The sequence below is a fragment of the Persicobacter diffluens genome (genome assembly GCF_036244895.1).
In the GTDB taxonomy this organism is placed as follows: Bacteria; Bacteroidota; Bacteroidia; order Cytophagales; family Cyclobacteriaceae; genus Persicobacter; species Persicobacter diffluens.
In genome coordinates this window covers 393928-408723 of record NZ_BQKE01000002.1, presented here as the reverse complement: position 1 = coordinate 408723, position 14796 = coordinate 393928, and the positions used below count along the sequence as shown (strand labels likewise).

9 protein-coding genes are annotated in these 14796 nt (G+C 40.2%); 4 read left to right on the top strand and 5 right to left on the bottom strand.

From position 1 onward, the window contains the following. Window positions 1–126 precede the first annotated feature (126 nt). On the bottom strand, window positions 127–5622 hold the full coding sequence (locus tag AAA970_RS16355; protein WP_338237962.1) for an alpha-2-macroglobulin family protein: 5496 nt from the start codon (window positions 5620–5622) through the stop codon (window positions 127–129). A gap of 1966 nt (window positions 5623–7588) precedes the next feature. On the opposite strand from AAA970_RS16355, the gene AAA970_RS16350 reads away from it, so the two are divergent. The 3 genes from AAA970_RS16350 (at window position 7589) to AAA970_RS16340 (ending at window position 10008) form a co-directional block, all read left to right on the top strand. After that, window positions 7589–8218 carry a helix-turn-helix transcriptional regulator gene (locus AAA970_RS16350; protein ID WP_338237961.1) on the top strand — a complete coding sequence of 210 codons (630 nt, stop codon included), beginning with the start codon at window positions 7589–7591 and terminating at the stop codon, window positions 8216–8218. Window positions 8219–8236: 18 nt separating this feature from the next. Continuing rightward, window positions 8237–8983, top strand: coding sequence for a LuxR C-terminal-related transcriptional regulator (locus tag AAA970_RS16345; RefSeq protein WP_338237960.1), 747 nt, complete (start codon window positions 8237–8239; stop codon window positions 8981–8983). Between the two features lie 65 nt (window positions 8984–9048). Further along, the gene (locus AAA970_RS16340) at window positions 9049–10008 is read left to right on the top strand and encodes a helix-turn-helix transcriptional regulator (protein ID WP_338237959.1); all 960 of its coding nucleotides are present in this window, start codon (window positions 9049–9051) and stop codon (window positions 10006–10008) included. A 285-nt stretch (window positions 10009–10293) separates the two neighbouring features. On the opposite strand, the gene AAA970_RS16335 is transcribed toward AAA970_RS16340, so the two are convergent. Next, window positions 10294–10752: a hypothetical protein gene (locus AAA970_RS16335; RefSeq protein ID WP_338237958.1), complete on the bottom strand. Its 459-nt coding sequence runs from the start codon at window positions 10750–10752 to the stop codon at window positions 10294–10296. Between the two features lie 14 nt (window positions 10753–10766). On the opposite strand from AAA970_RS16335, the gene AAA970_RS16330 reads away from it, so the two are divergent. Continuing rightward, on the top strand, window positions 10767–10982 hold the full coding sequence (locus AAA970_RS16330) for a hypothetical protein (RefSeq protein WP_338237957.1): 216 nt from the start codon (window positions 10767–10769) through the stop codon (window positions 10980–10982). 553 nt (window positions 10983–11535) lie between these two features. Here AAA970_RS16330 and AAA970_RS16325 read toward each other — a convergent pair. The 3 genes from AAA970_RS16325 to AAA970_RS16315 all read right to left on the bottom strand — a co-directional run bounded on the left by AAA970_RS16325 (window position 11536) and on the right by AAA970_RS16315 (window position 14792). After that, complete coding sequence (locus tag AAA970_RS16325; RefSeq protein WP_338237956.1) at window positions 11536–12435, bottom strand: MerR family transcriptional regulator; 900 nt, start codon at window positions 12433–12435, stop codon at window positions 11536–11538. 720 nt (window positions 12436–13155) lie between these two features. Continuing rightward, window positions 13156–13311, bottom strand: a complete 156-nt coding sequence (locus AAA970_RS16320) for a hypothetical protein (RefSeq protein ID WP_338237955.1) — start codon at window positions 13309–13311, stop codon at window positions 13156–13158. Window positions 13312–13757: 446 nt separating this feature from the next. Next, window positions 13758–14792: a GDSL-type esterase/lipase family protein gene (locus AAA970_RS16315; RefSeq protein WP_338237954.1), complete on the bottom strand. Its 1035-nt coding sequence runs from the start codon at window positions 14790–14792 to the stop codon at window positions 13758–13760. Between the last annotated feature and the right edge of the window lie 4 nt (window positions 14793–14796).

Here is a 14796-nt window from a genome sequence, read left to right as displayed (position 1 = left end):
AAATTAACCTAAAACCTTTTTAGGCCTTCCGGCCCGGAGAAGACCTCTACCTTATTCAAAAAAAGGGCGCTACCCATTGCAGCGTCCTTTTATATTTAAGGAATCAATCCTGATTACTATTCCTCCTTATTTCACTTCTACCCACTGTCCAGTGGTCAGGGATTGCAATTCCCCATTGTACATGGCTTCACAAAGGGCAACCGGCAAATAGGACTTTCCTTTATAGGATGCATGTAATAGCACGATGAAAGTTTTCTCCTCATTCTTTTTCAGAGAGAAAAAGGTTTGTACTTCATCATCGCGGATGTCCTGATAATCGAAGCTGCTTTGCGATTTGAAAGCAGAAGTTCCCAGGAATCGATCATTGGTGATCTCCCAGTTCGCCGGGATAATCTGACGCAGGGCGACATTTTCTACTCCCTGAGTAGCAGACAAATTCTTCACGGCAACGACCGCTTTGAAATCAGTCCCTTGTTTAATTTGATCCACCTCTATAGGATTTCCTTTCTCGTCCTGATAGCCGATTTGCAAACGCAGGCCTTTATTCACCGGCTGTTCTGCAGTTTGCAATGGGATTCCTTTATGGCTCATGGTCAGGAATAGTTCCTCATTACCGATATTCTTCACTTTCAACTCCCCATTTTCCAAAGGCGCTATGTCGAATTGTTTGCTGTAGACGCCACTCACATCGGTGACTTTCGTCTTCTTCAATTGATTGCCCTCAAATTGGAAATTCATATCGTTCGCCTTTGTGGGATTAATCATTTGGGAAGCAGAAAGCAAGGCGAAAGCCGTAGTCTGCGTACTCATCCAGTCATCAGAAGATAAGGCTTTGGAAATTTTAATCAACATTGGCATGGCCGTTTCTCTATCGCCCAGATGCAATAAAGCGCTCATAATGATGGCCTCATCCCGAACTTTAGAACCATAGGTACTGGAGCCCGCCAGATAATGAGGAATTTCCTGAGAGGCTGAGGCAATTAATTTTTGCCCGGTCTCCGGATATCCCGCCAAAGCATAGGCATCTGCCAATATCCATTTAGATAAATTCTCTAGTTCAGGTAGTTCTCTCAATCTGTTCATGGCTGAAAGATCCGCCTGATTGGCCTTCGCCAGTCCTAATAGTCGATAAGCCTGTGGCTTGGCCACTCCTTTTACAGAAAGGCTGGCCTTTGAGGCACGTGTTTTCTGATAATCCAACAGCTTATTATAAAAATCTGCCGGTACATCAAAGCCATCGGCTCTGGCTTCGGTCAGAAAATCAAAGGCATAAGAACAAGCCCAGGAGCTTACATAATCACCACCGGGCCAATAGGAAAGCCCTCCATCAAAATGGCGGAAGGTCATCAGACGCTGAATCCCGGCCTGAATATTATTCTTCACTTCGGCTTCTTTATTCAAAGGAATCAGTCCGGCACGCAATAAGGCCAATTGCGGGAAGACGGAAGAAGTCGTCTGTTCCAAACAACCGTAAGGGTACTTGATCAAATACTTCAACCGGTTTTCAATATCCAGCGGTGGCAGGTTGGTCACTTCCATCGAAAGTACATTGGTCCCCTCCAATCCGGTCGCCTTATACTTTAGGGTCCGGACTTCTCCCGGTTTCAATAGTGCAGTTTGCTTCGTCTGAACTTCCGGATTCGAAGGACGAACCATGAACTCAATCTCTTCCGTATTACTTTCCCCATTACTGCTAGCCGTAACTTTAATCTTTGCCGCGCCTACTTTTGGAAGGGTTTTTAATCGGAAAAATTTCAGTACCTCTTTTTTACCAACAGTAATCGATTGGCTTTTCTCCCCCACTATTTCTACCGGACCTTCTACTGCTATACTTACTGTGCCACTGCCAAAAGCATCTTCTTCTCCGAAAATACTCACCGGCACGCTGACTTCTTCACCGGGTCCCATCACGCGGGGGAAAGTAGTTATCACGGAGAGGGGTTCCCGAACAATCACGGATTTTTCCGCTGCCCCGAACCGGCTACCGAAACCGGCCACCACCATGGTCCGCACGGCGCCTACATAAGGAGGCATCTGGATTTTATGCGTCTTCTCTTCCCCTTCTTTTAACTGAAATGGGCCTAAGAATTTCACCACCGGCTTAAAGCGATTCACTTCATCGGCTTGTTTTTGCCCAATGGCATCATCCCCACCAATCGCAAGCAAACGTTCCAAATCACCGGTGTAAGCTCCAATTACCTCATCGTATAAATCAAAAGTATAAACCCCCAGGGCCTCCTTTTTATTAAAAGCGGACCATGGATCCGGGGTTCTGAAATTGGTCAATCCCAGCAAGCCTTCATCCACTACCGCCAATGTGTAGTTCATGGCCTTGCCTTCTTGCTCCTTCACTTTTACCTCAAAAGCGGCATTGGAACGCAACTTATCCGCCATGCTGATTTGAGGATTTAGGTGCGAATCAGGATTGCTCACAGAAATCGCCTGCACACCATACATTCTCATCGGACGATCATTGGCAGTCTGCTCATGCGGCTGTACCAAAGTCACAAATACATAAGCATTAGGGGCCATCTTAGTATGAGCGACCAATTCAAAATCAGTCGGACTGTCGCTCAGATTCACCCAATGCGCCTCTATCACTTCATGGCCATTTTCAATAGAAACCAACGCACGGGCACCCTGAGCAGCAGGTAATTTCACGGTGACAAAATCTCCTACTGCATATTCTTTTTTATCCGTGGTAAAGTCCAGACGAGTCGCCCCTTCGCCACCTTTGTCCTCATTCACCCAGCCCGGCCAGTCAGCATAAAAAACCTTGCCGGCCGTTTGGCCCGAAACCTTATCGGTGACTTTTATGTAGTATCGACCCCAATCCCGGTTAGGAATATTAAATTGCACGGAAGCTTTTCCATTCACTAAATCGGTATCAAAGGTTCGATAGGGGGTTTTAGATTTTGAAGACAGATAATAGGACAAATCTTCCTGTCCATCATTCCACCACCATCTCCAGCTCAACTTATACAATTGAACTTTCACCGATCGCTTACCGGTGCTTAACTTTCCTTTGGTATCTACCTGCACTAATTCCACCTGTTGATTTTTATTGGTCAACAGGCCATTACTGTCATTTAGCTTGGGCATTTTAAAACCGATCATCGTTGGATATGGATAATAATCCACATCTTCTCTACCAATAGAGAAATCTCCCCCATTCTCATAGGCTTTCCCTCTCAATAGTAATTTCACCTTGGTCGGTGCTGCCTTTGGCTTCTGCTCCGAAACACTGATTTTTGTATATCCCTCCGCATTGGTTTTTCCTTCAAAAATCGAAATACCCGAAGGATTAAACGTTGTGGATTCATCATTAAATTCAAAGCTTTCAAAATCAGGAAAGCTTACCTTAGACTTTTGCATGAACATTTCATACTCCGTCTTTAAGGTCGCTCCCGGGGCACCATGCAACCAATTCACCTGCAAATCGCCATTAAAAGCCAATGGTCCCACTACCGGATTTGTATCAAGCGTCAACTCCAATTTCAGGCGATTCGGCTTCACTGTTTCCAGGCGAATAGGCAAACTAAAACTCGCACCACCGACGCGTGCGGTGGCCACCCAAAAGCCGGTAGGCGCATTGCGATCCGTTGGTAATTTAAAGGTGTATAATCCGAAAATCTTTCCTCTGCTTACGCGTTTGGTCACTAACTGCCCGGAAGGATCTTTCAGCTCTAAGGTCACCGGATGGGCCGGCGGCAACAAATGCTGACGATCTTCCAACATAAATCCCAAATTCAGGGTATCTCCAGGTCGCCACACGCCACGCTCACCGTAAAGAAAGCCTTTCAAACCTTCCTGCACCTTACTTCCACGCACATTAAAATTACTGGTGGACAAAGCCTGATTCATTTTTAATTCCAGGTAACCATATTCTCCGCCTTCACTTTTGGCTACCAATAAAAACGGACGACGAACAAACTCCAGACTCACCATGCCTTCGCCATCGGTCTTGGCTTCGGAAATCACCTGATTCTGACGATCCAAAATTTTCACCTGCACATTAGGTAGTGGAAGTGCCGTACGCAAATCAGTGATAAAAGCTTTTACCGCGCCTTTCTCCGCGGACTTGGCGATGATACCCAAATTGGAAGCGAAAATATTGCGATAGGCCCAACGACTTTTTTGATAAAACTGACTATGGCAGGGGTTGTCTCTTTCCCTCCAGTTATAATCATCATCATAAGTACTGTAAGGGTCAAACTGATAATGCCCTACATTCAAGGATTTCAATTGCTGCGCATCCTCTTCATAATCAACCTCATCCACTTCAGGACAGAAGCCCATTACATGTGATTTTCTAAAGCTTAACCTCACCCGATAAATAGCGCCCTGCTCCTGTTTAATTAATTCTTCCAAATCCAGGGTAAAGCGCTGACTTTTATTGGGTAACATTATCCCGAAATTAGTCAGGTCAATCGTCTTTCGCACCACCGGATAGGATACATTCTCCAAATATTCACTACCGGATAAGGTATTTTGTTGAAAAAACTGATGAATATTATTTTCAAAAATTTTCCATACCGTCACATCCACTTTCTTCAAGTTCATAGCCTTAAACGGCAAAACCATTCCACTGGTAGAAGGCAAGATATTACCTTTCCCAATGAAATTGACCGTAGGCGCTTGCATATTAAATTCTACCTCAAAGCTTTTCCGTTCCTTCAATTTCTTCGCGCCTTCACCTCGGATACCCGGATTTACCGTTAAGGTAAAACTCTGTGCCTGTTTATTGGTGGGGTAAACCAAAATTTTGGAGCCATCAATAATGGTTTTATTATTTCCTTTAGAGATTTCAATCAACCCCTTTAAGTTTTGTGGGCTTTTGATCGGATCAGAAAACGACAATACCACATAAGGTTCACTATCGTTTTTGATCTGCATGCCCAACACTTTAAAGTCATCCTGAGAAGGAATGGTAAAAGAGCGTTCTCCATGATCCTCCGCACTAGCCAGGGCGGCGCCATCCCAGCTTACTTTTATAGTGGAACTTTTCGACTTCAGTTTCTTGATACCACTGATGGTAAAAGGAAAAACCTTTGCTTTTGGACTACTCCCCCACTCTACTTTTACTTTTTGATCCGACACTTTAATGACCTCCGGCATTTCCTCCACCCGATCGGCGGTAATTACCGCCCCTTTGATCAACATTTCATTTGAGCCATTGCCCTTACTAGACAAACCATAGAATTCAACCTCCATGCGTTGCTGAATCACTTTTACCGCAAAAGTAAAATCGCTTTGCTTACTGCCAGTTAGTTTGGACAAATTAATTATACCCTGAAACTGCTCCCCGGATTTCAAAGGCGCCTCAGGACTAAATTGAATAGTGGAGGCATTCAGCCATATTGCCGTCCCCTTCAAAGAAGGCTTAAAAGAGAGTATCCCTTTAGGGGAAGTTTCACTCTTAATTTGCTCCTCACCAAAAGGCTGTGAAAACTTCACTACTATGGGCGCATATCGGGAAATGTGGCCCTGTGGAATCTCCCTGATCTCCTCCGGCATTGCGCCATCAGTTGTGATTTGCCCCGAAGGGCTGGATTTACAAGAGATTAGGAACGCCACGGCCATAATCCCAAATAAAAAGTAATGTAATGGTTTAAAATTCATCAGTATTTAAATAAAATAATCCTTTCAAATATAAATATAAACTTCTGATAATGATAATTATTCAAGGAAAACAACCAGTCCATTCCGCCTCCTTTTCCTCCATTAGAATGTTCAAAAAAAATACAAAGCACCCCTTTCTATTGCTACTTCGGCGCTTGTCTATACTGATTTTTCACGAGAAAATAGGGCGCATAAAATAAGTTCCTCCTGACTCTTACACCCTGCTTTCTCTAAGGAAGCCGAATTATCAATCTTTGAATCAAACTATTGCTGCAAGGCGCAAAAATGTAGGACAATTACCTGCTTCGAGGGTTTTAAGGAATTGGTTGAATGAGTAGCAAACAAGCTTAGCAAATTTGAGCAATAAAAACAGTAAATCTTATAACCCTCACCAACAATAAAGCCTTGGACATGGATTTCCTATCCTCGCCTTGAAATATTCGGGTCAAATAAGCGCATATATAAAAGCCAAAATTCGTAGCGTGAATTTGTTTATTCCAGAAGCGATACCCGGTTATTTTGAGAGAATAGCCTCCCTATTGGTGATAAATTATCCGAAATCGCTTTCGATAATTTGAATTTGCGGCCGGATGGTGGGCTTCTAAATACGCTCTAAGACGAAAGGACCTTACCTTCCGAACTAAATAAAGGTGTTAAGCTTTAATCCTCCTTACCAGGCATGCCTATACCTCCTTCTATAAAAATCCTTTTGGCCTGTTTAACCCGGATTATTCATGCTTCAATCCTCGTTTAGCTGTAAGGCGGAAAAAATGAAGGAATATTTTCCTATTTCGAATTTTTTCCAACGAAACAGATGATTGAGGAGAAAGCAAGCTTGCCCAAAATTGGGCTATAAAAAAATTAGTCGACACGAATATACTAAGCTGATAGTTAGATGGTTAAAGCGGACTCCTGAATCTGGCGGTGAATAATTCGGGTTAATAAGTTATATTATCGCTATCTATTCCAACTCATTAACAAGGACATAGAATGCAATTACCACTTAAACCACCCCCATTTCATTTGGAAGTATTTAAGGCTGCTTTTTGTAAGTTGGTGGCTTCCCTACTAGTGAGAATAGCCCTGTGAATTATGCTTGTTGAGGGAAGTAATACTTTAATGAAACGTTAGAAAACTTTGAGGCTTAAACACGCAATTTTATTGCCCCCGTTTTAGTTTTGTTATACCACCATAGGGAAGGACAAAACCTACCCCCCTTAATCAATTGAATGAAAAATATAAACAGATCGTTTCTTTTGTATTTAGAAATTGAATACTTTAACATCAATCTATCATAAAAATTCGAAACACTTCATCCTCCACAACACTTATTAAAATTCAGTCAAGACTGCTTTTTTACTTCAAAAAAAAGTTCAAAAAGGCGCTAAAAGGCACATCATTTATAGTAGTATAAAAACCTAAACCACATTCAAAACCCGCTAACTAAAATAAGTCATTTTTCGGTCGCCATCTTAAGCACCAGCCCATTGACTAATTAAATAAATCGAAGTTTATAGATTTCTACATTTAATCAAGCCCATTGAAAACGGACCGTCTATTTAATACTTTTCCTCTAATAAGGTATTGAAAAAAACCGCCCGATAAGGTAAAGCTGGTAAGATCAAAATCTTACAAAATCCTTCGTACAAGCCAAAAACACCCCATTCAGTAAAAAAAACTTTCCTAAGATTCATCCATTAAATTTAAATGATTTAGAATGAGAATAATCTACAAACCTCCTTTGTATTAATTCAAGATGCTATCCTTATTAAGATTTTAACCTCAATTTAGCTCAGATGTGTACTCCAAATATTAGAGGATAAAAAAATATCACTTCCCTCCATTTCCTTGCGTGAAATGACACAATACTCTTAGTATCCAAATCAATATTTTTTAAATCTAAAAATGATTTTTAAACTAATATTCTATTTATTAGCGCCTGCATCCACTATTCAACCTTATTGATATGACAGTTTCAATAATAAAAAGAGACTGGAACAAAATTTCCAGGCAAGAAACCGTGAGGTTTAATATAAAGAAACGAGCACTAGATATGTTTAATGATCATGTAATCGTATCATCTTTTAATATTAGCCCACAAGATTTACATTTATATAAAGAGAATGGACAATTACTTCCATTATTAAAGGCCGAAATGGGGTCAATTTTACAAGAAAATACCATTGATAAAATTGAGCATGAGATCCGCCTATGGAATATGCGCCAAAACCCTATATTTTTTAGAATTGATCAAAAATACAGCACACAAAAAGATTTTTTATTACTGAGGTTACACCTCAACTCAGATGAGGACATCGTTTCCGGTAAGGTTTTTAAAATCCCAACGGAAAATACATATGCTGAAGAATTAAAGATTGAAAAGGAAGAAGCACCTGCACTGCCCTCACTAAATAAGGAAGAACTTTTTATTATCCAGTCCTTTGGAAACAATCAGAGCTGTGGACAAATCGCAGATCGCCTCAACTTAAGTATTCCTACCATTAAAAAAAGGAGGCAAACGATTTTAGAGAAATTCGAAACCAGCCATTTTGCTAAAGTGATTGTGTCTTGCTTCCAGCACAACCTCATCCACTAAACCTCTTCTCATTTTTTTATGAACCAGGAAATTCAACCTATTAAATTACTAACAGATAAAGAGATTATCAACATTGGTGCGCAAGGAGCTTTAACCAATTTTGAATTGAGAGATCCATACTGCTATTTTGTACTCTCTTTTAAAACAGGTGAGTTAGAGGATTATTCAGACCACTGGAAAGAAGTGCTGGGAGATATCCCCAGCTTAAGCCTGGAAAGTTTTCACAGTAATTTGGCGGAATCTGAAAAAGAACTCTATTTCTTAAGGGAAAAGATGCACCTCAACTTCTATGCAGACCTATCACCCCAAAAAGCCAAAAAATTAAAGGTTTCTCACTTCGTCAATTACAATCATCCGGATAAAGGACCCCGGAAATTTTGGATTCAGGCGATGCCCTTTATCATGATTGGGAAAAATTTAATCTCTACTATTGGCGTAATAGCCGATGTAACCGATATTAAACCGGACAGCCGAGTGGATTTACATTCCACCTTCACTTTTCTGGGTGATCATAAAGCCCCCATGAAGGTTAAACCTCCACTATCACAGATTGCCAAAAGCCTTACCAGCCTGAATGTGACCAAAACAGAATTGGAGGTCATTGCACAAATAGCCAAAGGGCAAAAATCAGAGGCTATTGCCGAAAGATTGGGCATAAAAAAGCAAACGGTCGATACCCACCGAAAAAATATTTTAAAGAAGAACAAAGACAAAAATATGGAGACGATTTTACTCCATTGTCTCAGAAGAGGCATATTGGATTAAAGATATGATCTCTTGATGGAGAATGGCCAATTTTCTTTAATTTTAAAAAAATTGGCATTTTTTTTATGATCAAACTGGTTTTTAATCCTGGGGAAGATTGGTTTACCCAAATGAAGCAATGTTTTGGAGAAAAAAAACAAGCACCGCCGTTTGGCATTATATCTCCAAAAATAGGCACTGGCACTTTCTATCAATTTCAGGAACAACACCTGGATTTAAGAGTGATGGACTGCTGTTTTGACAGGGAAATCATGTTGGTAGAAAAGAAAAGTCTTCGACCCAAAGAGTTTTGCCTGATCTTTCAGCTATCACCGGCAAAGTACCTTTTCACGCATGATCATGAAGATTTCAAAAAGATTGAAGGCTCCGTTCTGTTTTTTTCCAGTCAGGCGGAGGCCTATATGCATGTTGAGGATCAGCAAGCCATTCGACTTTGCTACCTTCAGTTTCATGTAGACTGGATTACTGAAAATTTTGGGACCGTTTTAGAAAAAAAAGTTTTGGACGACCTTTTCCATCTTAACATTCCCTCTGTTCATTATTTCCCACTCAAATCTGAACTCAACAATCTTTTAATCAACATCTTTGGCCAACCACCACGGGCTGAATATTTCAAACCCTATTTAAAAGGACAGGCATTAATATTAATTTCAAAATTTTTTGAATTGGTACAGCAAAATGCCCTGGAAGACTTAAAAATCGAAAATTCCGATAAAGCCAGAATTGAATCCATCACCCAATATATTGCCCGACATTTAGGCGAAAAAATAACCATAGAACGGCTCAGTATGGAATTTGGCTTTTCAAAAAGCGTTTTACAAAAGCTGTTTCAAAATTATTTGGGAGAGAGTGTATATGATTATTTTCTCAACCTTAAAATCAGGGAAGCGCGGAAACTATTAAGCTATCCGGAAATCCCTATTAGTGAAATTTCCGATCAATTAGGGTTTAATTCCCCCTCCCACTTCTCCAAGATATTTAAGAAAAAAACCGGCTTAAGCCCAATGAAATTCCGGCAACATTAACAATGATTATTGAAGCTTAAATCCTTGTTCAGCTGCAAGGCGGGAAAAATGAAGGGATTTTTCCTATTTCGAGTATTCCCAACGAAGCAGATGAATGAGGAGAAAGCAAGCATACCCAAACTTGCGCTATTGATAATTCGACAAAACTAAGCACAACCCACTGATTTGTAGATTTTTACAACGACCCAATAAATCTAGCAGTGAATAATTCGGGTGAAAATTAGTTACTAAATCCACAGTGAATAATTCTGGTGAAAACCATAAGATGGAGATGGATAATCCGTTCTAAAAAAAACGCCTGATCCTTCTCAAACCTTTCTGTGCCCGTGACCAATAAATTTTCCACCATACTGGCGGCGCTAGCTCACAAAAAGCAATGCCATCAGTATTTTTTGTTTTGGACAATCCGACTCTTAATACATCTTGGCGCTCAGGTCGGAATAGTAATTCCCTTAAATAGTAGGAGTTTGCGATAAAGCGAAGGGTCAGCCACTTACTTGAAATTGGCAAAACCATCAAAAATTCTCCATACCGATCTGTAGAAGTGAAGATACGATATTCCAATAATATCACCTGAACACCCGGAACTACTTGCCCTTCCTCGTCAAACACCTGTCCTTTTATTACATAATTCGATTCTTGTTGCTGCATAGTCACCCAACGATATGTGTAGCGCAAAAGATTTTGCGAAAAAATAAATATTGTCGTTTTTACCGACTTTTGTATGGTGTATATTGCACTCATAAAAAAGCACAATTATGGAAAGTATAGTAAAAGTAAATGGCAATGATTTTGAGTACAGGGTAATCGCTCAATCCAAAGTACATGAAGAATGGTTCAGCTATATTGCTATCCGACAAGCGGGTAAAGCAGAAATGTGGCAGGGACTATCAGGTTACGTTTATGGCCAAAGGCCACGAAAAGGTGACATAGAAAGACTGATAGCCAGAAATCACCCGAGCTTACCGTACTAAATTCAAAACCCACCATTTTTAAGAATAAGTGATGATCGGGAATCTCTTTTTTCCCAAATTCCCATAGCATTCCATTGGCTATGACCACCAACCACTTTTGCCGGACTTGACCTCCGGCTTTTTTATATATAAAAATCGCAATGAGACGAATAATGATGAAAAATGCCAGCACGACGCCAAGAAAGCAACCCTCTGAGAACCCAACAAAACTCATCAATCTCCATTGATTGTCTTTTACGAAAAACGTGAAATTATCGAACAAAAAATGTATTTACCATATTTTCATAGCGTTTCAGAAATATCGGCTTCCCTAGAGTAAAGTGCTGAAACCAAAAAATTTATGATGAATACAGAAATAAAAAAACCAGAATTCATTCTTTCCGTCAAAGCCGGAAATTTTCTTGATTCCTTTATCTTGGACCACAAAAAAAGGAGGACTAAGCCCTCCTCAACAAAAGTTTTATCTATCAATTTTCAATTGATACTATAATTAAGCATATTTTTCACAAAAGGTTGCAGGAATTCAAAAAAAAATGATGTGATTTTCTTCCATTTAGTAGCAAACAGAAACTCGTTGCTCCTCCATAAAATCGATAAGGTCTTGGAATTTGTTGAAAATCGATATCTTTTCAGGCTCGATGATCCCCTGCCCAATCATTTTAGAACCACTTAACAAAACCGGAATGGTAGTCGCATCACCCAACTGATCAACGAAGCCCTGAGCAGAAAGGAAGGAATCGGGATAGTTGTTTAATATGCTCAATACACAATCTGCCTGTAACAAGCTCGCTTTTTGAATAACATGTTCCGTAGGTAAAGCCTCATTGATAAAAGTAACTTTATTCCCTTCCCGCTGCACTAAAAACTGGGCGAAGATCATGGCCAAATCGTCTTCTTCTCCGGGAGGAAGGAAAAACATGAAATGCTTATCATGATCCACCATTTGAAGTTCTTGCTTCTTAACGGTAAAAGATAAATTATAACGAACGATATCACGAACCATATTTTCCTGCCCGGAACTGATAATAGTGTTACCCCAGATCATACCGGTACGCATCAGCAGAGGATAGATGGCGTCAGTAATCGTTTTTTCGATCCCATATTTAAGCGTTAATGATGCCAATATGCGTTCGAACTCTTCATGATCCTCCTTTGCCATACCAATCAACAAGCCCATAACGGCTGTCGGAAAGTTCATCAACTTATTTAATATCTCTGACACCTTTTCTTTTCTGGTGACCTCCGGCATGCTGACGATGGTGGAAATTCTGTGATTATGATCTTTCAAAAGCGCAATTTCAAGGATCATTAACAAATCAGCTGTTGAATACCATCTGGTATTTAATTCATCTCTACCTGGAGAGAGAAATGCGTAACGTTGTTCCCAAATTCGTAAAGTGTGCGCCTTGATACCGGTCAGTTGCTCAACCTCGATAATATTAAATGCTTCCATGTTTAATGTTTTAATATGCTTACTTACACAAATGAATTGATCCAAATCTAAACGGGAATAATTTTTTCAACAACCTCCTTAAACTTGTTAATATTCTCGTCTAAGTCTACATTATTGTAAACGGTGATATAACTACTTTGTTTAACTTTAACATAAACATAGTTAAACAAGCTCCATATTCCTAATCCCTTTTTCACTTTTCGTTTAATGGATAGCATTGATATTAGTGATAGACTAATAATCACGAACTATATTTTTGTTTAATTATACATTAGTAATTCATAAACAAAGAAGCCGCGACACCGAATTGGCATCGCGGCTTCTTTGAGGATCTACCCTTTAAACCGGACTATTTATATTAAAAATCTCCTTGAGCTGCAAATCGCGAAAAATGAAGAATTATTCCCGATTTCGAATTTTTACAGAGGACGCAAATGAATGAGAAGAAAGAAAGGCTAGTCAAATTTAAGCATTAGAACGTGTTTATAGGCCAAATTCGCAGCGAAAATTTGATTATTGCAATAGCGATAAAGGAGGATTTTGAGAGAATAGCAGCGCTATGGTTGAGAGATTATCGAAAATCTCTTCCAGTAATTCGAATTTGCAGCTGGATGGGATGAATATACTCGTGCTCTTAATAAAATCAGCAAAATCAATCTCAAGTAATTGAAATAAAGCCAATTATTGTATCACCCAAAATCTGTTGGTGCATAATTCAGACTAAACACTCAAAGGTTCCGTTTGAATCATCCCCTGAATTTTCCCATTTCTATTTTGCCCGTCAAAAGCGACCACCTGACGAACTTCCCCTGTTTTGGGATCTTTTACAACCAAACCAAAATAAGGGTGCACAAACATAAAAGTTGACTTTTCCATAGGTAGTACTAGCGCAAATACTACACCAAAATGATAAAAAACCTCGCTCTAAAAAACGGGGAGAAATTCCACCCTGTTTTAGCCCGAATTATAGATGCTTCCATCCTCCTTGGCTGCAAGGTGGCAAAATGAAGGAATAGGTTCCTATTTCGAGTTTTGTCAAACGAAACAGTTGAATGAGGGAAAAGTAAACTTTCCCAAAATTGGGCAATTTAAAATCGAAAATAACCGTCACAAACTGGGGTAAAGAGATTTGTGTGGATTTAGGGAGTTTTAGGGTGAATAATACGGATTAGGAATTTGGGTCCTGCCAGGCTTGTAACATTGGCTAATACATTGACTCAGAGCACCCATTTTTACAGTCCATCATTAGGTCGAATAAGGGCTGTGGGTTTTAATACATCCGGGAGGTATCCTCTACCACTAAAATTCCAATCTCAACGCTTTCATCCTTTACAGGCCTTTTTAAACCCTAAATCAAGCAGGAGCTCTGTTAAGCAATGGGCAATAATCTGTTGCTCCCCCAAACCCGGATGTTGCCAATAACCTAAAAGCGGTAAGTGAGGCAGAGAAAGCAAATGGGTTCGTTTTCTAAAAGCCAGAGGAAGGGCCGCCTTAATCTCCTCCAGTAATCGGATTAATAAACCATAGCGATCATCTCCATAAACGGGACTATTCATTAATATAATGTGAGCCTGTGGTTGCCTAAGGCTAAGCTTATCAATAATTCGAAGATAATAATTTTTAAACATCGCTTCATCAAAGGGTAAACGCGGGTTTTCATGATCCCCGGAGGAGAGATCATTTGTACCCAAAGCCACAATGACGGCGTCAAAAATTTCATTTTGTTCCTGCTTAATTTCCTGAGGGAAATTTAGAAAAACATGGTCAAGACAATCTAGCAGTAGCGGGCTGTCGGTATTCCAATTCCTGTAAACCCCAAAACCTGAAATGGCATCCAGCTGAAAATCCGCCGAAAATGATGACGCACATAAAGCCGGAAACGCCACGGATGCAGAGGAAGCCTCGAGCCAGTTTCCATCATAAGGTTCATTCACCATACTCCCCCATCCGTTTGACAAACTATCCCCCACAAACCAAAATCGGTATGAAGCACGTAACTGACTTTTTAAAACAGCCTCAGCTTCCACGCTAACGAAACCCCACAGCCCTGCCTTGGCTTCCTGCTCTTTAATAATTTCCACCTCATGCCAGGTTTTGGTCAAATGATGCAGGTAAATTTCTTTTTGATCGGCGGATAGCAAAAACCGACCGTAATCAATTCCATCAAGGATCACCCGCAGATATTGATAATTTTCCCGGGAAGGGAAAGGGATAAAGTGACTTTTAATATTCAAGTCCGTGCCTTTAAACCGAAACCTAATGCGACTTGCCGCCGCAGCAGACCAAAAAATGCCCTGGTCATTAAAAAATCTCCCACAATAAGAAAAGACATCGTCTTGGGCCAAATATGTTTGCATATAA

Excerpts from the sequence above, each read along its gene's own strand:
- AAA970_RS16345 (WP_338237960.1), top strand. The coding sequence starts at position 8,237 with ATGAACCAGGAAATTCAACCTATTAAATTACTAACAGATAAAGAGATT.
- AAA970_RS16315 (WP_338237954.1), bottom strand. The coding sequence starts at position 14,792 with ATGCAAACATATTTGGCCCAAGACGATGTCTTTTCTTATTGTGGGAGA.
- AAA970_RS16350 (WP_338237961.1), top strand. The coding sequence starts at position 7,589 with ATGACAGTTTCAATAATAAAAAGAGACTGGAACAAAATTTCCAGGCAA.
- AAA970_RS16320 (WP_338237955.1), bottom strand. The coding sequence starts at position 13,311 with ATGGAAAAGTCAACTTTTATGTTTGTGCACCCTTATTTTGGTTTGGTT.
- AAA970_RS16330 (WP_338237957.1), top strand. The coding sequence starts at position 10,767 with ATGGAAAGTATAGTAAAAGTAAATGGCAATGATTTTGAGTACAGGGTA.
- AAA970_RS16335 (WP_338237958.1), bottom strand. The coding sequence starts at position 10,752 with ATGAGTGCAATATACACCATACAAAAGTCGGTAAAAACGACAATATTT.
- AAA970_RS16325 (WP_338237956.1), bottom strand. The coding sequence starts at position 12,435 with ATGGAAGCATTTAATATTATCGAGGTTGAGCAACTGACCGGTATCAAG.
- AAA970_RS16355 (WP_338237962.1), bottom strand. The coding sequence starts at position 5,622 with ATGAATTTTAAACCATTACATTACTTTTTATTTGGGATTATGGCCGTG.
- AAA970_RS16340 (WP_338237959.1), top strand. The coding sequence starts at position 9,049 with ATGATCAAACTGGTTTTTAATCCTGGGGAAGATTGGTTTACCCAAATG.